At 68.2% G+C, this 19367-nt stretch carries 16 protein-coding genes and 1 riboswitch; of the genes, 6 read left to right on the top strand and 10 right to left on the bottom strand.

Annotated elements, in window-relative coordinates:
- Positions 1 to 18: 18 nt before the first annotated feature.
- Both ACFVVI_RS16230 and ACFVVI_RS16225 read left to right on the top strand, forming a co-directional pair.
- On the top strand, positions 19 to 600 hold the full coding sequence (locus tag ACFVVI_RS16230) for an ArsR/SmtB family transcription factor (protein WP_387445902.1): 582 nt from the start codon (positions 19 to 21) through the stop codon (positions 598 to 600).
- An 8-nt stretch (positions 601 to 608) separates the two neighbouring features.
- Positions 609 to 1982 (top strand): alpha/beta hydrolase family protein, encoded by a 1374-nt coding sequence (locus tag ACFVVI_RS16225; RefSeq protein WP_387445901.1) that lies wholly within the window; start codon positions 609 to 611, stop codon positions 1980 to 1982.
- 95 nt (positions 1983 to 2077) lie between these two features.
- Here the strand turns inward: ACFVVI_RS16225 and ACFVVI_RS16220 are convergent, their stop codons facing one another.
- Positions 2078 to 3166, bottom strand: a complete 1089-nt coding sequence (locus tag ACFVVI_RS16220; protein ID WP_378996431.1) for an alpha/beta fold hydrolase — start codon at positions 3164 to 3166, stop codon at positions 2078 to 2080.
- A 215-nt stretch (positions 3167 to 3381) separates the two neighbouring features.
- On the opposite strand from ACFVVI_RS16220, the gene ACFVVI_RS16215 reads away from it, so the two are divergent.
- Together ACFVVI_RS16215 and ACFVVI_RS16210 are read left to right on the top strand one after the other, a co-directional pair.
- Entirely contained in the window at positions 3382 to 3846 is a 465-nt protein-coding gene (locus ACFVVI_RS16215; protein WP_378996433.1) for a DUF2752 domain-containing protein, read from the top strand.
- Between the two features lie 38 nt (positions 3847 to 3884).
- Positions 3885 to 4070, top strand: a complete 186-nt coding sequence (locus ACFVVI_RS16210) for a hypothetical protein (protein ID WP_378996435.1) — start codon at positions 3885 to 3887, stop codon at positions 4068 to 4070.
- Here the strand turns inward: ACFVVI_RS16210 and ACFVVI_RS16205 are convergent.
- From ACFVVI_RS16205 to ACFVVI_RS16175, 7 genes are all read right to left on the bottom strand, one after another.
- On the bottom strand, positions 4055 to 5410 hold the full coding sequence (locus ACFVVI_RS16205; protein ID WP_378996437.1) for a M1 family metallopeptidase: 1356 nt from the start codon (positions 5408 to 5410) through the stop codon (positions 4055 to 4057). The genes ACFVVI_RS16210 and ACFVVI_RS16205 overlap by 16 nt on opposite strands.
- A complete protein-coding gene (locus ACFVVI_RS16200; protein ID WP_387445900.1) occupies positions 5410 to 9318 on the bottom strand; it encodes a Pls/PosA family non-ribosomal peptide synthetase in 3909 nt (1302 codons plus the stop codon). Before ACFVVI_RS16200 ends, ACFVVI_RS16205 begins: the two co-directional genes overlap by 1 nt.
- A 156-nt stretch (positions 9319 to 9474) precedes the next feature.
- Positions 9475 to 9909: a MarR family winged helix-turn-helix transcriptional regulator gene (locus ACFVVI_RS16195; RefSeq protein WP_378996442.1), complete on the bottom strand. Its 435-nt coding sequence runs from the start codon at positions 9907 to 9909 to the stop codon at positions 9475 to 9477.
- Between the two features lie 110 nt (positions 9910 to 10019).
- Positions 10020 to 11276 carry a hypothetical protein gene (locus tag ACFVVI_RS16190; RefSeq protein WP_378996444.1) on the bottom strand — a complete coding sequence of 419 codons (1257 nt, stop codon included), beginning with the start codon at positions 11274 to 11276 and terminating at the stop codon, positions 10020 to 10022.
- Positions 11269 to 13464, bottom strand: coding sequence for a S8 family peptidase (locus ACFVVI_RS16185; RefSeq protein WP_378996446.1), 2196 nt, complete (start codon positions 13462 to 13464; stop codon positions 11269 to 11271). The genes ACFVVI_RS16190 and ACFVVI_RS16185 overlap by 8 nt, the downstream gene beginning before the upstream one ends.
- 24 nt (positions 13465 to 13488) lie before the next feature.
- A complete protein-coding gene (locus ACFVVI_RS16180; protein WP_378996448.1) occupies positions 13489 to 14619 on the bottom strand; it encodes an AAA family ATPase in 1131 nt (376 codons plus the stop codon).
- Between the two features lie 237 nt (positions 14620 to 14856).
- Positions 14857 to 15561 carry a class I SAM-dependent DNA methyltransferase gene (locus tag ACFVVI_RS16175; RefSeq protein WP_378996450.1) on the bottom strand — a complete coding sequence of 235 codons (705 nt, stop codon included), beginning with the start codon at positions 15559 to 15561 and terminating at the stop codon, positions 14857 to 14859.
- Positions 15562 to 15734: 173 nt separating this feature from the next.
- Positions 15735 to 15849, top strand: a riboswitch (SAM riboswitch).
- A gap of 41 nt (positions 15850 to 15890) precedes the next feature.
- On the opposite strand from ACFVVI_RS16175, the gene ACFVVI_RS16170 reads away from it, so the two are divergent.
- Together ACFVVI_RS16170 and ACFVVI_RS16165 are read left to right on the top strand one after the other, a co-directional pair.
- Positions 15891 to 17207 carry an aminotransferase class V-fold PLP-dependent enzyme gene (locus ACFVVI_RS16170; protein WP_387445899.1) on the top strand — a complete coding sequence of 439 codons (1317 nt, stop codon included), beginning with the start codon at positions 15891 to 15893 and terminating at the stop codon, positions 17205 to 17207.
- Between the two features lie 209 nt (positions 17208 to 17416).
- Positions 17417 to 17956, top strand: a complete 540-nt coding sequence (locus ACFVVI_RS16165) for an excalibur calcium-binding domain-containing protein (protein ID WP_378996454.1) — start codon at positions 17417 to 17419, stop codon at positions 17954 to 17956.
- 117 nt (positions 17957 to 18073) lie between these two features.
- Here the strand turns inward: ACFVVI_RS16165 and ACFVVI_RS16160 are convergent, their stop codons facing one another.
- Together ACFVVI_RS16160 and ACFVVI_RS16155 are read right to left on the bottom strand one after the other, a co-directional pair.
- Complete coding sequence (locus ACFVVI_RS16160; RefSeq protein ID WP_378638843.1) at positions 18074 to 18541, bottom strand: flavin reductase family protein; 468 nt, start codon at positions 18539 to 18541, stop codon at positions 18074 to 18076.
- 173 nt (positions 18542 to 18714) lie between these two features.
- On the bottom strand, positions 18715 to 19191 hold the full coding sequence (locus ACFVVI_RS16155; RefSeq protein ID WP_378996456.1) for a YbaK/EbsC family protein: 477 nt from the start codon (positions 19189 to 19191) through the stop codon (positions 18715 to 18717).
- Positions 19192 to 19367: the final 176 nt, after the last annotated feature.

The following is a 19367-nucleotide window of genomic DNA, read 5'->3' as shown; positions in this document are numbered from 1 at the left end:
AAAGAGTACGTTGTAACTATGGCCGACGAGGTACCGCCCCGAGAGATCACCGATCCCGCAGCGCTGCGCGCGCTCGCGCATCCCCTGCGTCAGCGCATCCTGCGCGCGCTCGCCGAGAACGGACCGGCCACCGCGACAGCATTGGGCGCTCGGCTGGGCGAGAACACCGGCGCGACCAGTTACCACCTGCGCCAACTCGCCGAACACGGCTTCATCGAAGAGGCGCCCGAACTGGCCAAGGGCAAGGAACGGTGGTGGCGTTCGCCGCCGAAGGACCTGCGCTACCGGATGGATCGCGAGCAGTCACCGGAGCTCCGCGAGTTGATGGAAGGTCTTGTCGCGCAGCACATCGCCGAAGACATCGAGATGTTCCAGCGCTTCCAGGCCGAGCGTGCCGAGCTGGGCGAGTGGGCCGACATGATGCCCTTCTCGCGTGGCGCGATCTACGCGACGCCGGCCGAACTCGAGGAATTCTTCGAGGACTACATGACGCTGCTCAAGCGTTTTCAGCAGTCGCACTCGCAGGATCGCCCGGGCGCCCGCCGTGTGCTGACGCGCTTCCTCGCCTTCCCCGCACCTCGCACGAACACCGCAAACTAGGACTTGGCGTGCTCTCTTTCTTCCGGCGAATCATCCTGCTCACCTTCATGATCACCGTCGTCACCGGATTTCCGGCGGCGCACGCGCAGAACACCACCACCGTCGACATCACCGTCACCCGCTCGGACGGCACGACCACCGGGGGCACCGTGCATGCTCCGGCGGGCGCGTCCGGCAGGCCGGGCGTCGTGCTCGTCCACGGATCGGGCGACGGCAGCGGCGAGCACTACGACCATGTCGCCGAGGCGTTCGCCCGCGCGGGCATCGTCGCGTTGCGCTACGACAAGCGCACCGAGGATTACACGCCGTCGCACCGTGACTACTCCCTCCTGGCCGACGACGCGCTGGCAGGCGTTGCCGTACTGCGGAATCGGCCCGAGGTGGACCCGGCGCGAGTGGGTCTGTGGGGCCTGTCGGAGGGCGGATGGGTCGCGCCCCTCGCCGCGTCGCGATCCGCCGACGCGGCGTTCTTGATCACGATCGGCGCGAATTCGGCCGCACCCGCCGCGCAACAGAACTGGGCGAACGAGACGCGGTTCGGTGCGGCGGGCGTGCGCGGTTCGATGGTCGATGTGCTGGCCCGCAACGGTATTCGTCAGTTGGTCGCGGCCGGTCAGTTCGCCCAGGCCGACTACGACCCGATCCCGGTGCTGGAGCGGATCACCCAGCCGGTCCTGGCGATCTGGGGTGATCTCGACCGTCTGACCCCACCCGGTGACAGTCTGCGCGGCTTCCAGACCGCCTTCGAGCATGCCGGAAAGAGGAACTACACGCTGCGCACCCTCCCGAACGCCCAGCACGCCGGACAACCGACCACCGATGGCTTCGACAAACATCCCGGTTTGGCGCCGGGATATGGCGAGCTCATGGGTGATTGGGTCAACGGGCTTCCCGGCGCCGCGACACCGCCGACAACGGATCAACCTGCGGCACAGGGGCATTCGGTGCGGGCGCTGACTCCCACCGCATGGTGGGAATCGACCGCGGTGCAGCTGACCTTGCTGTTCGGCATGATCCTGGCGCTGGGCGGCTACGCGTGCACCGGAACGGTCCGCTCCTGGCGACTGCCCGATCGGCTGCCGGCGCGAGTGCTGTTGTGTACGACGGTGATCGGCATCCTCGGCACGATCGTCCAGCTCGGCTACATCCTCACCACCCGCGCAACCTCGTTCGGCCCCTTGCTGTTCGGCCGAACCCTGCCCTGGCTGGCATTGCAGCTGATCGCCTTCGGCGCGGTGGTCGCGCTCGGTTTCGTGCTCGCCCGCGTCCGTCACACCCTCGCCGGTGCGAGCGCCGGAGCACGGACCCGATGGGTCCTCTTGATCTGCGGTGGAACAGGTTTCGTGCTCTGGGCACTGTACTGGGGTCTGCTGCTCCCTTGAACCTACGAGAAAGGCCCCCGACGAGGTCGGGGGCCTTCTTCGCGGTTACTCCTGAGCCGATCGCCGTTGATCGGTCTCAGGAGAACTGGCTCGGGTCAGCGGGCAGCGACGTTGCGGCGGGTGGCCCGAGAGTTCATGGAACTGCGCAGGATCTGGTGCAGAACGGCGTCGAAGGCGTCGGTGTCTTCGACATTGCTGAGGTGGCCGTGCGGCAGCACGTGGAAATCGGCCAGGTGGCCGGTGCGGCGCAGGGTGTCGACGATCGGGCGTGACAGGCGCTGCGGCAGCAGCCGGTCCCTGGCGCCGGCGATCACCGTGGTCGGGACGGTGAGGTTGGCGGTGCCCGCCGACAGATCCATGTCGGCCATCGCGGCAGCGTGGCGCCCGCGCGCGATCGGACGACAGGAGCGGATGATGCCCATCGCGAAGTCGACCTCGTCGGCAGTGGCCTCGGGGGTGAGAATGCGACTGCGCAGAACCTGCTGGGTGAGCCAGCCGCCGGGGATCGGCAGCGGCGCGAACAGCAGCGACTCGCTGACCGGCTGCGGCATCCGTACCGGTGCGCCGAGCAGCGTGACCGGGTATTGCGCGACGGTGAGCTGCTTGTTCAGCAGCGGCAGCATGTCGGTTTCCCAGCGGATCGCGGCATTGGCGGTGTTGGCGAGCAGCACGGCGGACGCGCGTCGGGAGACCTGTTCGGGGTGATGCTTGGCCCAGGCCTGAATGGTGAGCCCGCCCATGCTGTGCCCGGCCAGGACCGCTTTCTCGTCTTCGCGCAGCGTCGCGTCGAGGACGGCGGACAGGTCGTCGGCCAGGGTGTGTTCGCTGGGGGCGGCGGTGCCGAGGGTGGAGGCGCCGTGGCCGCGCTGGTCGTAGCTGACCACGCGGTACTCGCCGGCGAAGGCGGTGATCTGCGGGTTCCAGTATTCGATACTGCAGGCCCAGCCATGGATGAGGACCAGGGTGGGGGCGGTATCGGGACCGTAGACGTGGACCCGGAGCTGCGCGCCGTCCGCGGTGGTCACCGGGACGACCCGGTGCTCGACGGTGGGGGCGTTGAATTTCGCGGTGGCGAAACTGCGGGTACGCAGCCCGGCACGGAACTGTGCGGTCAGTGCGCCGGTCTCGAGGTGAGAGACCATGGATCGCGCTGCCGCGAGCGTCATCATCGACTTCGCAAGCATTGTCGGCACTCCTTTGTGTCGTAGGCCACCGTACAGTGCAAGCCAGGGTGCTAGCTAGTGTTAGCGGGTCACAGTGTCCCACTTGTTGTGAACTGGGTCACCGAGCGTGCTGACATTGTGAAATCGCCTGAAATCAGCGAAAAATTACACCGGATGGGCACGATCGGGCATCGGTCGCGCTGGCGGCGGCGGACGGCCGCCGCTACCGTATTGGAGTGGACAAAACGCACGTCACGGCCGAGTTTTCCGGCGCGGACCCGAACCGGGGTACCGCGCGCTCGACCTGGCAGCGGATGACGCCACCGCTGCTCGCCGCCGGTCTCGGCGTCGGCACGCTGGCCCTGCTGCATTTCCGTGACCCCCACATCGAGGGTTCCTACGGGCTGTGCCCGGTGTACGCGCTGTTCGGGGTGTACTGCCCCGGGTGCGGCGGCATGCGCGCGATGCACAACCTCACCGACGGCAACATCGTCGACTCGCTGCACAGCAATCTGCTGGCCCTGCCGCTGACCGTGGCCTTCGCGGTCTTCGTCATCGACTGGATCCTGCGTGCTCGTCGCGGACAGCGGTGGCGCGTGCCCGGGCTCAGCGCGGTGACCGTGTGGTCTTTCTTCGGCCTGCTCGCCCTCTATACCGTGCTCCGCAACACGCCATGGGGAACGTGGCTCACCCCCGTCTGACGCTGATTCGCGAGCTGATTACCGGGCACCCTGGAGATATGGGCGATTCACTGAAAGACAGAGTCCGGCGGAAGTTGCAGCGTCAGCTCGCCCAGGACGGACCCGACCCCGAGCAGGACGACGCCAGGACCATCTCGGTCGCCGACGATCTCGAGGCGCTGGAGATGGTGCAGGCCGACGATCCGCTCATCGAGGAATTGGCCCAGCGCTATCTGGTGTTCTGATGCGCCTGCCCGCCCAGCGGCGGTAGTTGCGGCAGCGGCTTGGTCCCGAGCCAGATCGCGAACAACCCACGCAACGGCGCCACGCTGTAATGACCGGCCAGGTCGACGAACTCCTCCGTAGTAATAGAGGAATGCAAGAAGCGCGCGGTCCATTCGCGAATCAGCTCGAAGAACAGATGGTCGCGTAGTTCCAGCCGCAGCGCGTGCAGGGTGAGCGCCCCGCGCTTGTAGACCCGGTCGTCGAACATGTCCTTGGGTCCGGGATCGCCGACGATGATGTCCTGCGGCTGACGCGCCAGGTTCGCGCGCGCCGCCCGCGCCAGCTGATCGGCGGTCGGTCCACCGGACGCTTCGGACCAGATCCATTCCGCGTAACAGGCGAAACCTTCGTGCAGCCAGATGTCCTGCCACCGCTTCAGCGTGAGGCTGTTACCGAACCATTGATGCGCGAGTTCGTGTGCGACAAGACGTTCCGCGCCGCGCTTGCCATCGCAATGGTTGGCACCGAAGATCGAAATGCCCTGCGCCTCGATCGGGATGTCGAGCTCATCGTCGGTGACGACCACGGAGTAGTCGTCGAACGGGTACGGCCCGAACCGCTCGGTGAACAAGGCCATCATCTCGGGCTGACGCGCGAAGTCGTGTTCGAAGCTCGCCCGCAACCGCGGCGGGATGACCGCGTGCATCGGTACCGGTTCACCCACGGCGCCGACCCGGTACTTGCGGTAGTTGCCGATCTGGATCGTCGCCAGATAGCTCGCCATCGGCTCGGCCATCTCGTACACCCAGGTGGTCTGGCTGGCCTTGGCCTGCTTACCGACCAGGGTGCCGTTGGCCAGCGCGTAGAACGGGCTGTCGGTGGTGATCGAAATCCGGTAGGAGGCTTTGGAACTCGGGTGGTCGTCACACGGGAACCAGGACGCGGCGCCGTTGGGCTGGCTCGCCACCAGCGCGCCCTCGGTTAGCTCTTCCCAGCCGACCTCGCCCCACGGGCCGCGCACCGGCTTGGGGGTGCCCGAGTAGTGGACGGTGATCTCGAGAACGCCACCGGCGGGGATCTTCTGCTGCGGCGTGAGCGCGAGCTTGCCCTGCTGATGGACGAATTTCACCGCCTTCGATCCGTTGACGAGAACCTTCGACACCATCAATGCCTGCGACATGTCGAGGGTGAACCACGGCCGCACCGCAGTGGTGACCGCGATGATCACCGCACGCCCGGCGAGCCGGTTGCTGGCGGGTCGGTAGCTCAGTTCCAGCTCGTAGCGGGACACGCGGTAGCCGCGATTGCCGTTCTGCGGCAGGTACGCGTCGATGGGGTCCTCGTAGAACTTGCTCCGCATCAGGCGGCTCCGCGCTGCCTCGACTCCCGCGTCGAGGCGGGATCGGTCCAGTGCGCGATGGGATTGCCCCACCAGCGAGTCGACGGCGGAACCACGTCGCCGCGCATGACGAGCGACGCCGGGCCGATGGTGGCGCCCGCCCCGATGTGGGCGGCGGGCAGGGCGACGCAGTGCGGGCCGAGGGTGGCGCCCGCATCGAGTGTCACGGTGTCCATGGACATGATGCGGTCGTGGAACAGGTGTGTTTGCACCACGCAGCCGCGCTCCACGGTCGCGCCGTCACCGAGTGTCACCAGGTCCGCCTCCGGTAGCCAGTAGGACTCGCACCATACCCCGCGGCCGATCTTGGCACCGAGTCCGCGAAGCCACAGATTCATGACGGGAGTACCCGTGGCGGCCCGCGCGAACCACGGCGCCGCGACGGTCTCGACGAAGGCGTCGGAGACCTCGTTGCGCCACACGAACGAGCTCCACAACGGGTACTCCACCGCGCGAATCCGCCCGACGATCAACCACTTGGCGGCCACCGCGATGGCACCGGCGACAGCGCCCGCGGCCATCAGTACCAGACCTGAGACAAGAGCCGCGACAAGGTAATCGGTGTGCTGAGCGATCAACGCGAGCACGAGCAGCACGCTGAGACCGATGGCGAAGGTCACCATCACCGGGATCAACCGGCAGGTCTCCACGAAGGCACGGGCCAGCTTGAGCCGCAGTGGCGGATCGAACGTGCGCGAGGTGTCGCTGGATTCGGTCGCGCGACGAAGCCGCACCGGCGGACTGCCCAGCCAGGACGAGCCTGCCTTGGCCTTGTTCGGCGCGGCCGAGAGCACCGCGACCAGACCGTTCTTGGGCACGCGCCGACCGGGCGCGGTCATCCCCGAATTGCCGAGGAAGGCGCGCTTGCCGACCTTGGATTCGCCGATGCGCAGCCAGCCGCCACCGAGTTCGTAGCTACCGATCATGGTGTCGTCGGCCAGGAACGCGCCGTCGGAGATCACGGTGAACTTGGGCAGCATCAGCACGGTCGACGCCTCGACGTTCTTGCCGATCTTCGCGCCGAGCAGGCGCAGCCAGATGGGGGTGAGCAGGCTGGCGTACAGCGGGAACAGGAACGTGCGGGCGGAATCGAGCAGGCGTTCGGTGGCCCACACCTGCCAGCCGGTCCGGCTGCGCACGGGGTGGTAGCCCTCGCGCAGACCGATGCTGAGCAGCCGCACCGCGAGCACGGTCGCCACGGCGTACACGCCGAGACTGAGCAGCGTGGCGAGCGGCAGGATGGCGAAGCCGTGCAGGGCGGCGGCGCTGATCGTGGTCTCCTCGCGGACCCACCAGGCGATGAAGGTGCCGCCGACGGCGAGGCCGAACACGGGCATCGCGGCCAGCACCATCGACGACAGGCCGAACACGACCAGCCAGTGCCTGGCGCGTTCCGGGGAGTGGTCGGGCCAGCGGCGCGGTGCCTTCCCGGTCTTGGTGGCGGGCGAACCCGCCCATTCCTGTTCGCCCTTGACCTTGCCCGAGACGGCGGAGCCCGGGGCGATCTCGGCCTTCTTGCCGATCTTGGTGCCGGGCAGCAGGATCGAGCGGGCGCCGATCACCGCGCCGTCACCGATGGTGATACCGCCGATGTGCACGATGTCGCCGTCGACCCAGTAGCCGGACAGGTCGACCTCGGGTTCGACGCTGGCGCCGTCGCCGAGTTCGAGCATGCCGGTGACCGGCGGCAGGCTGTGCAGGTCGACGCCCTTGCCGATCTTGGCGCCGAGCGCGCGAGCGAACGGAACCATCAGCGGTGCACCGGACAGGCTTTCGGCGCCACTGGCCTCGGACAGGCGTACGGCGGCCCATAAACGGAGGTGCACGGCCGAGCCGCGGGGGTAGGACCCGGGCCGAAGTCCGGCGAGCAGAATTCGGGCGCCCGCCACGCAGATCGTCATGCGGCCGATCGGCGAGATGAACAGCACGAACGCCAGCAGAATCCACCACCAGGACAGGCGTGGCAGCCACGGCAGCGAACCCGACCAGCCCGCGATGCCCGAGACCACGGTCAGCCACGTGACCCACTGCAACCCGGTGAGGGTGGTCAGCGGGATCGTGGCCAGCACCTGGGCGATCTGGGCGCGCAGCGGCGTCGGCTGCACGACGCGCACGTCGACGGCCGCGACCGGTGCGCTGCCGTCGAGCAGTTCGACCAGCGAACCGAGCCGCGGGTGGTCGTAGAGATCGGCGACGGTGACGTGCGGGTACCGCTCACGCAACGCGCCGACGAGCTGCGCCGCCGACAGTGAGCCGCCGCCGAGATCGAAGAATTCCGCGTCGAGATCGGTGGGCTGGGTGCCGAGGATCGCGTCCCACAGGTTCGCCACCCACGCCGCAGTGCCGGACAGTCCCGTTTCGGGTTCGTCGGTCGACGGCAGCGGCCATGGCAGTGCGTCGCGGTCGACCTTGCCGGAGGTGCGGGTCGGCAGGTCGGCGACGACAGCCAGTCGCGGCACCAGTGGAGCCGGAAGTTGTTCGGCCAGAATCTCTCTGGCCTTCTTCACATCGAAATCAGGACCGGCGCCGGTGAGGTAGCCGACGAGAATCTTGTTGCCGGCCTTGGTGGTTCGGATCGCGGCAGCCGCGCCGCTGACACCCGGCAGATGCTGGAGCGCGTTGTCGAGCTCGCCGAGTTCGATGCGGCGGCCACCGATCTTGATCTGGTCGTCGGCGCGGCCGAGGAAGATCAGGCCCTCGCGGTCGTTGCGGACCAGATCCCCACTGCGATAGGCGCGTTCCCACCCGAGGGAGGGCAGCGGCGCGTACTTCTCGGCGTCCTTGGCCGGATCGAGGTAGCGGGCCAGTCCGACGCCACCGATCACGAGTTCGCCGGTTTCGCCTTCGCCCACCGGGTTGCCTTGCGGGTCGACGACGGTGAGGTCCCAGCCGTCGAGCGGCAGGCCGATCCGGACGGGCATCTCGCCGGTGAGCAGCGCGGCACAGGCGACCACGGTCGCCTCGGTGGGCCCGTAGGTGTTCCACACTTCGCGGTCGGCGCCGGTCAGCCGTTCGGCCAGCTCCGGCGGTACCGCTTCGCCGCCGAAGATCAGCAGTCGCACCGATTCCAGCGCCTGGGCAGGCCAGGTCGCGGCCAGCGTCGGCACCGTGGAGACGATGCTGATCTCGCGGCGCATCAGCCATGGGCCGAGGTCGGCGCCGGTGCGCACCAGATCGCGCGGCGCCGGAACCAGGCAGGCGCCGTTGCGCCAGGCCAACCACATTTCCTCGCAGGAGGCGTCGAAGGCCACCGACAGGCCGGCCAGGACCCGGTCGCCGGGGCCGATCGGGGCCTTTCGCAGGAAGAGCCGGGCCTCGGCGTCGACGAAGGCGGCGGCATTGCGATGGGTTACCGCAACCCCTTTCGGGGTGCCGGTGGAGCCGGAGGTGAAAATGATCCACGCGTCGTCGGCGGGGGTGGGCAGGGTGTTCCAGTCGTGGTCGCCGGTGGCCGTGGTGGCCGACTCGATGCCGTCGCCGGTGGCGATCGCGCTCACCCTCGCCTCGCCGAAGACGAGCCTGGCTCGCTCCTGCGGGTCGTCGGCGTCGACGGGCACGTAGGCGGCGCCGCAGTAGAGCACGGCCAGAATCGTCACGTACAGCGCGGCGGAGCCCGAGGGCATCCGCACGCCGACCCGGTCGCCCGGTCGCACGCCCGCCTCGGTGAGCTCGGCCATCCTGGCCTCGATCGTGGCGATCAGTTCCATGTAGCTGAGCACAACGGTGCCGTCGTCGATGGCCGGTGCGTCCGGGTGTGCGAGGGCGGTGCTGGTCAGGATGTCGACCAGGGTGCGCGGCGGCGCGGCGAGATCCGCGCGCAACAGCGGGTCGCGCAGGACCGCCGGTACCTCAGTGTGTGGCTCGAGCATCGTGCTCAGTCCACCTCTCATCGGTTGACCCCCATCGGTGGTGTCTGTTGTTTCATGAGCGGGTTACCGGAGGGCAAACAGGATGGTCACCAGATGCCAACGGTACTCGGTGCGGGTGTTGCCGGACGGCAGCGAAAGGCGTGCCGTCGGCGCTGTTCACGACGGTGATTCCGGCAATTCGCCGAGGGCGGTGACCGCCAGCCGGTGCAGCGTCCGCTGTTCGTCTTCATCCAGGCCGCTCAGCACGCGGGCGGTGGCCTCGGCGATCAGCTTGTCGGTGCGTTTGCACTGCTTGCGCCCGGCCTCGGTGATCCGCAGCCGGTATTTGCGGCGATCCTTGCCGTCGCGGGTGCGCTCTACCAGGTCGGCGCGTTCCAGCGCGTCGATCAGACGGACGACTTCACTGCGGTCGATACCGAGCGCGTCGCCCACCTTCTTCTGCGTCAGGTCGGCGTTTTCCTCGATGAAGGTGAGCACCCAGTGATCGCGCAACGGGACGCCGATCTCGGCGTGCAGCGCCTTGGTGAGCCGTCCGAGCGCGTACACCGGGTAGCGCGGAAGGCCGCGGACGGAGTTCGTGTTCGTGGACATGAGAGGGAACTCTAGCAAATAGTGGAGGTTCCCAATCATCGTGGGTGTCCATCATGGGGTGCGTAGATGGTTGGAAACTGGGTGTGATCAGGCAACTCGGGGGCAATCGGTCAGGGGTAACCGACCACGTTGCGTGCGCGTGGCGAGCGCCCGGACTGATAGGTCTCGGCGCGGCGCCGGACCTGAGCGTGGATGCTCGATGCGGGATCGAGATCGGCGAGGTCGAACGAGATCTTGCCGCCGTGGTCGTGGTGGATGACCAGGGAATCGTCGAGGACGCGGTAGACCGCGCGAACCTCACCGTCGGCCCAGGCTGCGACGTACCGCACCGCGACAGCCCGGTGCAGCGCGAGTCGCCAGTACTTACTGGTTCGCTCGCGCAATCGGTCGGCGTCGACGCCGTCGTACCAGCTGGGCTCCGTGATGTGCGAGGAGCTGCCCGCCTGTGCCCAACGGTCGGCGGCGCTCAGGTCGACCCACAGGATCTCGCCGTCGCCGACCTGGTGGCCCGCGCGGGTCACGCGGCGTGACGGCGGCCGCCGGGGCGGTTTGGCGCGGGTGCCGACGACGGTGACGGCGGGCGTGCCGGGCAGTCGCGTTGCCGGGTCCACGGGCTCGTAGCCGGGATTGTCCTCGCGGACGAAGCCGAGGACGCGGTCGAAGGCCGACAGGCCCGGTGCGGGGGCGCAACCGTCCAGGCACAGCAGAGTGCGGCCGAGCGCGAAGACGAGGTCCGCCGCGATCGAACCCCGCTTGTCCTCGTCGAACGCGCGGGTGAGGACCTGTGCGGGGACGATCACGATCGAGGTATCCGAGGGGCTGGTGTGCTCGGCGCAGCGGGTGAGGTGGCCGACGTGCGCCGACTCGGACTCGGCGTAGAACAGGTAGTACGCGGTGGCGCCGAAATGCGCTGCGGCGTCCTGTAGGTCGGCTCGCTGCGCGGAAGGCAGAGCAGCCGATTTGATCGGTTCACCCTGTCTGGCCCGCTTGGCCTGGATGAGTAACCGCACTTCGCTGGCACCTGAAGGGTCCTGCACGCTGTAGATGAAATCCGCACCGACTCCGCGCCTGCCACGGGCCCGGTTGCCGCCCTCCTCCGGTCGGGTCAGCAGCCGGAGGCCACCCGATCCCGTCGCCTGCGTCGCCGACCCCCACGACGTACACCGCCGCGGCGGCACACAATCGGGGCACGGCGCGTCGATGCGGTAGTCGACCCCGGTGAGATGGCCGAGCAGGATCTCGGTGAACGTCTCCTCCTGCCACGGAAACAGCCGCGCGCCCAGGTGCTGCAGCCGGTATACGCTCTGACAACTCAGCCGCCGCGCCGCGATCGGGTCGACGAAGATCTCCGCCGGGAACTCAGACATCGAGTGGGATCTCGATCGCCGGGCGGAGCGCTTCGAGCTGGGTGACATAGGTGCTGAGCACCCGCTCGTACAGGTCGTCGACCTTGGCGTGGCGCACGGTGATCACCATCGAGTAGCGGATCGGCTGTGCGTTGACGGTGGGATGGCCGGATTCCCTGGCGGTGTGGTGGATGTCGAAGACCGGGTTGCGCAGGCTGTTGACGCGCTTGCTCCGCTCGGCGTGCAAGACGGTGTCCCACTTGTGGGAGTCACGGCGCAGCACGGCCTCGGGGTCGAGTTCGGTCGCGCGGAAGAACGGGGCCGAATCCGGGTGGATTCTGGTCGGTTCGGCGAACCGCTCGTCATGTGGACGGAATGTGACATCGAGGCCGCTGCGGGTGTAGCTGCCCGGGTCGGCGGGGTCGACCGGGGTAGCGAAGACCAGGGTCGCCCGAATGCGGACCATCCCGGCGGGAAGCGCTGCGGGGAGCGGAATCCGGGCGCGCAGATATTTCGCGGGGGTGAGCTCACCCTGGTAGAGAACCCTGGCTTCGCCGTCGCCGCACAGAACCATGTCGGCCAGGGTGGCGGCGATACGGCCGTGTCCTGAGTCGGAATCCGGTGAACTGGTGCGTCTTTCGGCAGTGTGCACGAGCAGGGCCTTCAGGTCGAGCGCACCGAGTTTCGGGCCGAACAGGGTGCGGGCGCCCAGTGCGGCGCGCAGGGCCATCGGGGCGGCGAAGCTGGTGCCGGAGTCGGGAACAGCGGTGCCGTCCGGTTCGACGACGTGGAACGGTTCGTGATCGCTGCCGCCGAAGGCGAGCAGGTCGGGCTTCACGGTGCCGGGGGAGCGGCCCGGCCCGATCGCGGAGTACGGCGCGCGATTCCATTGCGCTCCCACCCGATCCGACGAACCGACCGCGAGCGCGTTGACGCTGTCGGCCGGAACCTGCACGCGCGCATTGCCACTCGGCTTGTCGGCCTCGCCGTTGTTGCCGACCGCGATGGTGGCCAGCGTGGTGCCGTCGCTGAGGTAGTCGTCCCAGAACGCGGTCCAGGCGTGCACTTCGTCGTCCTCGATGGGGAGTTCGGGGCCGATGCTGACATTGACGAACTCGTATTTGCGTTGGCGCAGCACGGTATCGATGCGCTCGATGGCCGAGTACAGCTCGCACTGGTCGTCGTCGGTGTCCTCGTCGAGCACCTGATAGTGGTCGATGTAGCCGTAGGGGACCGGGACCGGCTGGACGGGGTCCACGCTGCCGAACAGCAGCGCCGAGGTGACGCGGTGGCCGTGGTCGAGATAGGTGCGCTGTGGCGCGGCGCTGTCGGCGAAGGTGTGGGCGTCGACCCAGCGGGTCAGCGGGGTGCGTGCGGGGATGCCACCGTCGAAGACCGCGATGGTGAGTTCCCGGTCGGTCGGCTCGGCCGTCGGCAAGGCCGGGCGGAACGTCGACAGCGCTGTCCTGGTGGTGGTGTCGCGCCCGAGCTGGGTGCGCATGCGCGGCATGCGGCGGATCACCCTGGTGAAGGAGTAGCCGGCGAGCGCGGCGATGGCGGCGTGGGTTCCGGTGACGGGGACGAAGGCCAGACCACCGTTGTCGAGTCGGCGGTCGATGGCCACGTCGAGATCGAGATCGCGGGAGAAGTCGAGCAGACCCTGCAGGGCGATATCGCGATCGGAGTGCAGCACCAATTCGGCGACGGTCTCCGAATTACGCGGTCGCGCTGCGAGTCTGAGCCTGTCGGCGGCATTGTTGAGCCGGAATTCCGCCAGGCTGACGATTCCGATCTCGGCGCCGCCCAGCGGTGTGTCGGCATTGATCCGCGCGGTGAGCAACTGCAGATTGACGCGGGTCGTCGCCAGGAACAGCAGGGTGCTCGCCCGTGGTCGGCCGTGCTCCGGCGCGATCGCCACCGGCCTGCTGCCCAGTGGATCCAACTGCATCGATGTGAGAAGTCGTGTGGGATAACCACTTTTGGACAGGTACTGCGGATGCAGAGTGACCGCCGTGACCGTCTCGTCCTCCGGGCAGGCCGTCTTCGGCAACGCGTCCGCACTCGAGGTGGCCGCGCTGAGCATCGGCGCGAGTCGGGCTCGCGCCTGCGCCACCGTGTACGGGGACTGCGGCGAGCCGCCCGATCTGCTGGGAGAGATGGGCGCGGTGAGTCGCTCACCGAAGCCGATCAGAAATCGCGGTCCCGCCACCGGTGAATCCCCCCAGCTGCCACGTTATTCCCGTCGATGCGTGAAACCACGAATGGTGTCGCGCGACACCCCCGTCAGCGCGCTGATCTGGCGCTGAGACAAGCCTGACACGCCCGTCAGCGTCTGTGCCAGCCGTAACCGATCCGTTTTGGGAAGTTCAGCTGCCAGTCGCGCGGAATGCTCGGCCATCAGCCCGGGCAGTAGCTGGTCCTCGAGCACGCAACGCCTGCGCAATCGCAACATCGCGCGCTCGATATCGTTGAACGACAAGCCCTTCGACGCCAGCGCGACCGCGTCCACCGCGCCGTCGGGCAGTGGCTGCCCGGCGAATCGGCGAATCGCCTCGCAGCGTTGCTCGGCCTCGGGCAGCGCGAACTCCACGCTCACATCGAAGCGCCGCCACACGGCCGGATCCAGCAGATCGGCGTGGTTGGTCGCGCCGATGACCAGGCCCCCGCCGGTCGGCCAGTCGTCGATCTGCTGGAGCAGCACCGTCACCAGTCGCTTCAACTCGCCCACATCGCGATCGTCGTCGCGACGCTTGGCGATGGCGTCGAGCTCGTCGAGCAGCAGAACGCACGGCCGCTGCTTGGCGTAGTCGATGGCATGGCGCAGGTTGGTGCCGGTCTTGCCGAGCAGGCTGCTCATGATGGTCGCCAAGTCCAGGACCACCAGCGGCAGCGACAGTTGGTGGGCCAGCCAGGCCGCGGCCATCGTCTTGCCGACACCGGGCGGACCGACGAACAGCAAGCTGCCGGCCGGAGTCAGATCGGCGGCGGCCAGCCGGTCGGCCTGCCTGCGTTCGTCGACGATCTGGGTGAGCACGTCATAGGTTTCGGCGGCCAGGATCGGCACTTCGGCGGTGGAGCCGGGCGGGATCACCCGCAGCAGCGGCAGTCGGCTGTCGCCGTCGACCGGAATCGGCGCATCCACTTCCGCGCGTAGGGGATTGGCGCGCGTGGGATTCTGACGCAGCAGCGCGATCAGCGCATCGGCCAGTTCGGGACTGGCATGCCGGTGGCGGCGCGCGGCGCGGCGCACGAACATTGCGACGTCCTGCTCGCGCCCGGCGAGCGCCAACCTGGCCAGGTGGACGAATTCGTCGGGTAGATCGGCGCTCACGTCCGCCGAAGTGGAGCTCAAGGCGTGTGACATGGTCTTCTTCCGATCAAATACGTGGACTATTTTCGCTTCACTCGATCGTACGGCGTCCATCACGGGCAAAGTTCACCCCTTGTGTACCGGTTTGACATCGGACCCCACCCGCAGCGCCACATTGATCTGCCGAGCCCTCAGCGCAGCGATTCCCTTCGTCGGATGCTAGTTCCGCCACGCCCCCTCATGGGCGATTCCCTTCGCGTCGGGCGTGCCTCGAAGCGTGCGGCTCGGTGCCTATGCGATGCCGAGCGTCCAGACCAGCGCCATGGTGAACGGGTGGCCGCGCAGGCCGGCCCACTTGGGTTTCGCCGCGAGCCAGGCGTCGTCCACCAGGGCCTCGGCCGCTTCGGTGAGGACCCAGCCCGCGTCGGTGCCCGCGGTGATGTGCTCGCTCAGCAGGTGCAGGTGGGTGCTGATCGCGATCGGATCGCTCCCTGCCGGGGTGTAGTGCGTCGGCATTCCGGTGACCATCATGAACTGTGGGTGGTAGCTGACGTGGGCGAACGTGGCTCCTGGGACAGCCAGCCGCGCGGCCTCGGCGTAGAACGGGCGCAGGTCCGGCAGATGTTCGTCGATCAGTGAGGAGATCACGAGATCGTAAGTGCTGCTGGGCAATTCGGTGGCACACACGTCGGCCTTGGTGAGTGTGCGATGTACACCGCGTACGCGGGCACGGGCCAGCATGCCCGCGCTCAGATCGACGCCGTCGATCTCGGCGCTACTGCGGCTGCGCAACCACGCGCCGGTTCGCCCCGTCCCGCAACCCAGGTCGACCGCCTGGCGCACTCCCGCCCAATCCGGGCGGCGAAGCCGATCCAGCAGCGCCGCGTCCATCTCGTCCATCACGGTGCGCTCGTAGGTGTCGGCCCAGCCGTCGTAGCCGGTGGCGACATCGACGGTGGGGTAGTGGCGTCGGTCGAAATCGGCGAAGGCAGGCATCACCGGAGTGTCGCAAAGGAAAGCGCACGTGGACAACCGATTTCCCGCTGCGGGTCGCGACGGTCCGACCGCCGCGCCGAACCGGGAGATCTCGTGCGTGGCCGGGGTCGGCTCCGAGCGCGCCGGCGATCGGTGGTTGACAGGTCCGGTGGTCGTCTGTCACTCTCGTTGCAGGTCACGAGTACCAGCGTTCAGCCCCGGCTTGCTGGTCGGCAACCCTCCTCCGCGGTGGGGTGCTCCGGGTGACGACCAGGCTGACGTCCGAATTGGGCGCGGCAAGCGCGGGCCACCTCTTCAGGAGCGGGTCCCTGAGCCGACGGGATTTCGTCATGACTGCTGTAATCGACCCCACCTGTGCCATCGCCGCCGTTTCCGGTGCCGACCTGCAGGTTCCGCTCGTTCAGGGCGGTACCAGCTCCTACGCCAACTTCGACTACGCGGCGAGTGCGCCGGCGTTGAAGCAGGTCACCGACCGGATTTCGCAGTTGCTGCCGTTCTACGCCAGCGTGCACCGGGGCGCGGGATACGCCTCGCGGATCTCCACCGAGTGCTACGAGGCCTCGCGTGGGTCCGTTGCCCGGTTCCTCGACGCCGACGACGACCAGGTCGTGGTGTTCACGCGCAACACCACCGATTCGCTGAACCTGCTGGCCGGGTGCGTGCCGGGGGAGACCGTGGTACTCGATATCGAGCACCACGCCAACTTCCTGCCGTGGGCGAAGCACGGTCGTCGCGTCGTGCGGGCCGCCGCCACAGTCGAGGAGACGATTCAGCGTGTCGTCGCCGAGCTGTGCAGCAAGCCTGCCGCGCTGCTCGCGGTGACCGGCGCGTCCAACGTCACCGGTGAGGTGCTGCCGCTGGAACGGCTCGCGACCATCGCCCACCTGTGTGGTGCGCGCATCCTCGTCGACGCCGCGCAGCTGGCTCCGCATCGCCGGATCTCCCTGCGCGAGACCGGGATCGACTACCTCGCCTTCTCCGGGCACAAGCTGTACGCGCCGTTCGGTTCGGGTGTGCTCGTCGGTCGGCGCGACTGGCTGGACGAGGGCGAGCCCTACCTGGCCGGTGGTGGTGCGGTGCGCAATGTCGGTGTGACAGAGGTCGAATGGGCGTGCGCGCCGCAGCGGCACGAAGCCGGTTCGCCGAACGTCCTCGGCGCGGCCGCTATTGCCGCTGCCTGCGATGCGCTGGCCGCCATCGATCCCACCGAACTCGTCGCGCACGAGCGCTTTCTGGCCGACCGGCTGCGTGACGGCCTGTCCGCGATCCCCGGCGTCGACCTGGTCAGTATCTGGTCCGACAGTCCCGACTGTGTGGGCATCGTCGCCTTCACGATCGCCGATGTCGCCCCTGGCAAAGTCGCCGCGTACCTCTCCGCCGAACACGCCATCGGCGTGCGCGACGGCCGCTTCTGCGCGCACCCCCTCCTCGCGAGCCTCGGCCTCGACGCCGCCCTCCGAGCCAGCATCGGCCTCGGCACCACCGCCGCCGATGTAGACCGCTTGATCAGTGCGGTAGCCACCCTGGTCAGCCAAGGCCCCGCCTGGAATTACGCCGCCACCGACGGGCACTGGAACCCGACCCCCGAAACCCGTCCCCTCAGCGCCTCTTCCCCCGAAGGCGCCGCCCCCTGCCTGATCGGCTGAACTCGTCACAGGCGAGATTCGCCGAACGTCGGCCGTCGAGACCTGCTCTCGGCGGCCGATATTCGTTTTCCGTCGAATGGTATCCGTCCGAGAACCCGACGGACCGCTTCTCGGAAATTCCAGGTTTGGACTGCCTCCCAGCTGGGTAACGCCTGTCGAACCCGTCGCGATGAAGCCCCCGAGATTGCCCGACAATCAAAGGGGACACCGTGACTCGACCGATTCAGCCGCCCGATCCGTGGGCTCGTCCGCCCCGCCGACCCGAAAAGAAGCGGCGTTGGCCGTTGCTGGCCGGGATCGGAGTCGCCGGCGTGCTCGGTCTCTCGGTCGTCGCCGGTCTCAGTGACGACAACCCCTCACCGGCCGCGCGGACATCACCCACCTCGACCACCCGCGTCGTCGCATCATCGACCACGGCCAAGCCGTCGACGACCACCGCCGCCCCGACCACCACGACGTCCGCCGCCCCGACCACCACGATCGATCTCCCGCCGGCACCCATCGCACCCACCACCACGATCGCGGCGCCCGCTCCACCGCCGGTCATCGTCCCCGTGCCGACCACCACCGTCGACCTCCCCGCCCCACGGGTGGCAGCCGTCCCGGAGCCCGAAACGCCCGCGCCCGCCAGCGCCTACTACAAGAACTGCGCCGCTGCCAGAGCCGCCGGTGCAGCCCCGCTGCGCACGGGCGATCCCGGCTACCGCTCCGGCCTGGACCGAGACGGCGACGGCGTGGCCTGCGAATAGCGCCGATCAGATGCCGAGGCTGCCAGGCATCAGTCGAGGTCCGCGTCGAGGGCGTCCCAGGTGATGGTGACGTCGAGCGGATCAGTGATGGCGATCGCGAGGGGATTGTGCGCCTGATCAGGTGTCGAGGGCGGTGGGGCGGTGGTATTTGCCGTTGTAGTAGAGCAACGGGGCTGCGGAGGGGGACTCTTCGGTTTGGTCGTGGACTCGGGTGACCAGGCCTACGGCGAGGGTGTGGTCACCGAGGTCGATGAGTTTGTGGAGGGTGGTGCGCAGCCAGATGGGGGTGCCGTGCAGGACCGGTTCGCCGGTGTCGAGGGTGGTCCAGAGGGCGCGGTCGGTGAAGCGGTCGGCGGCTGTCCGAGAGAAGCGGTGGGCCAGGTGTTGTTGGTGTTCGCCCAGGAAATGGATCACCACCGAGTCCGCGGCTCGCAACGCGTCGATGCTCGATGAGGTGTGCGCGATGTTGAACGACACCAGCGGCGGTTCCAGCGACAGGGAGGCGAACGAGGTGGCCGTGAACCCCACCGGTCCGCTCTCGGCTCCGAGCGTCACCACCGTGACGCCGGCCGGATAGTGCCGCATAGAGGCCCGATACTGCTCAGCCGTTATCCCGCTCAGATCATCGGGAACGACCAGTCCGGTCTCAGAAGGTTGCACATCGCCCACCGCCCCCAACTTACGCCCGTCCGGCGCGCGTCCTCACGGTCGCTGTGTCCGTTTGATCCAACTCACACGGTCGGGATGGGAAGCCGAATTCAGTCGATATCAATCGGCAGACCCGCGGTGATACGGATGATTTCGCGGAAGTTGGTGCGGAACACGGTGTTCGGGTGGCCGCCCGCTGCCCAGACTTCGGGGTGGGCGGCGAGGGCGGTGTCCACCCAGGTGGGGAGGTTGGTGGGGTGGCCGAGGGGGGCCGTGCCGTCGACGGGCTGGCCGGTGATGCGTTCGGCCAGGGCGGTGGGGGCGGGGGTGAGGGTGCCCTCGAGGCGTTTGCCGGTGCGGGCGAGGTCCACGTGGTGATGGTCGGCCACCAGGAGCAGGACGGGGTCGTCGTCGAGGAGGAAGACCTGGGCGGTGAGGATCGCGGTGGGCTGGGCGCCCATGGCGCGGGCGGCGTCGGCCGCGGTGGGAGCCGGCGTCTCGGGGCAGACGATGACGCCGTGGTGCCCGCGGGCGATGAGAGTTTCCGCGACCCGGCATGCGACCGGCGGCAATGACGACCTGCGCATGTCATCCAGAGTAGGTCGATTGCGGGAAATATGCTGTGTAACTTGGAGTTCTGGCGAACTCGAGTTCGCGGCTGTGTTTGTTGGAGCGCTGGCGCGCTCGAGTTCGCGGCCCCGCCGGTCCCGTCGATCAGGTGCCGTTGCTTGCTCCTTCGTCGCGTACGCAACGGCACCTGATC

Origin of the sequence: Nocardia sp. NPDC058114 (assembly GCF_042884695.1) — a bacterium.
Lineage (GTDB): Bacteria > Actinomycetota > Actinomycetes > Mycobacteriales > Mycobacteriaceae > Nocardia.
The sequence above is the reverse complement of the archived record's forward strand: the minus strand, read 5'-3'. Positions and strand labels throughout refer to the sequence as shown.

Bases quoted from the DNA above. Each gene is read 5' to 3' on its own strand.
- ACFVVI_RS16155 (WP_378996456.1), bottom strand. From the start codon at position 19,191: ATGCGCAGGTCGTCATTGCCGCCGGTCGCATGCCGGGTCGCGGAAACT.
- ACFVVI_RS16230 (WP_387445902.1), top strand. From the start codon at position 19: ATGGCCGACGAGGTACCGCCCCGAGAGATCACCGATCCCGCAGCGCTG.
- ACFVVI_RS16210 (WP_378996435.1), top strand. From the start codon at position 3,885: ATGGGCGATTCACTGAAAGACAGAGTCCGGCGGAAGTTGCAGCGTCAG.
- ACFVVI_RS16220 (WP_378996431.1), bottom strand. From the start codon at position 3,166: ATGCTTGCGAAGTCGATGATGACGCTCGCGGCAGCGCGATCCATGGTC.
- ACFVVI_RS16160 (WP_378638843.1), bottom strand. From the start codon at position 18,541: ATGCGGCACTATCCGGCCGGCGTCACGGTGGTGACGCTCGGAGCCGAG.
- ACFVVI_RS16180 (WP_378996448.1), bottom strand. From the start codon at position 14,619: ATGTCACACGCCTTGAGCTCCACTTCGGCGGACGTGAGCGCCGATCTA.
- ACFVVI_RS16175 (WP_378996450.1), bottom strand. From the start codon at position 15,561: ATGCCTGCCTTCGCCGATTTCGACCGACGCCACTACCCCACCGTCGAT.
- ACFVVI_RS16205 (WP_378996437.1), bottom strand. From the start codon at position 5,410: ATGCGGAGCAAGTTCTACGAGGACCCCATCGACGCGTACCTGCCGCAG.
- ACFVVI_RS16170 (WP_387445899.1), top strand. From the start codon at position 15,891: ATGACTGCTGTAATCGACCCCACCTGTGCCATCGCCGCCGTTTCCGGT.
- ACFVVI_RS16200 (WP_387445900.1), bottom strand. From the start codon at position 9,318: ATGCTCGAGCCACACACTGAGGTACCGGCGGTCCTGCGCGACCCGCTG.
- ACFVVI_RS16195 (WP_378996442.1), bottom strand. From the start codon at position 9,909: ATGTCCACGAACACGAACTCCGTCCGCGGCCTTCCGCGCTACCCGGTG.
- ACFVVI_RS16190 (WP_378996444.1), bottom strand. From the start codon at position 11,276: ATGTCTGAGTTCCCGGCGGAGATCTTCGTCGACCCGATCGCGGCGCGG.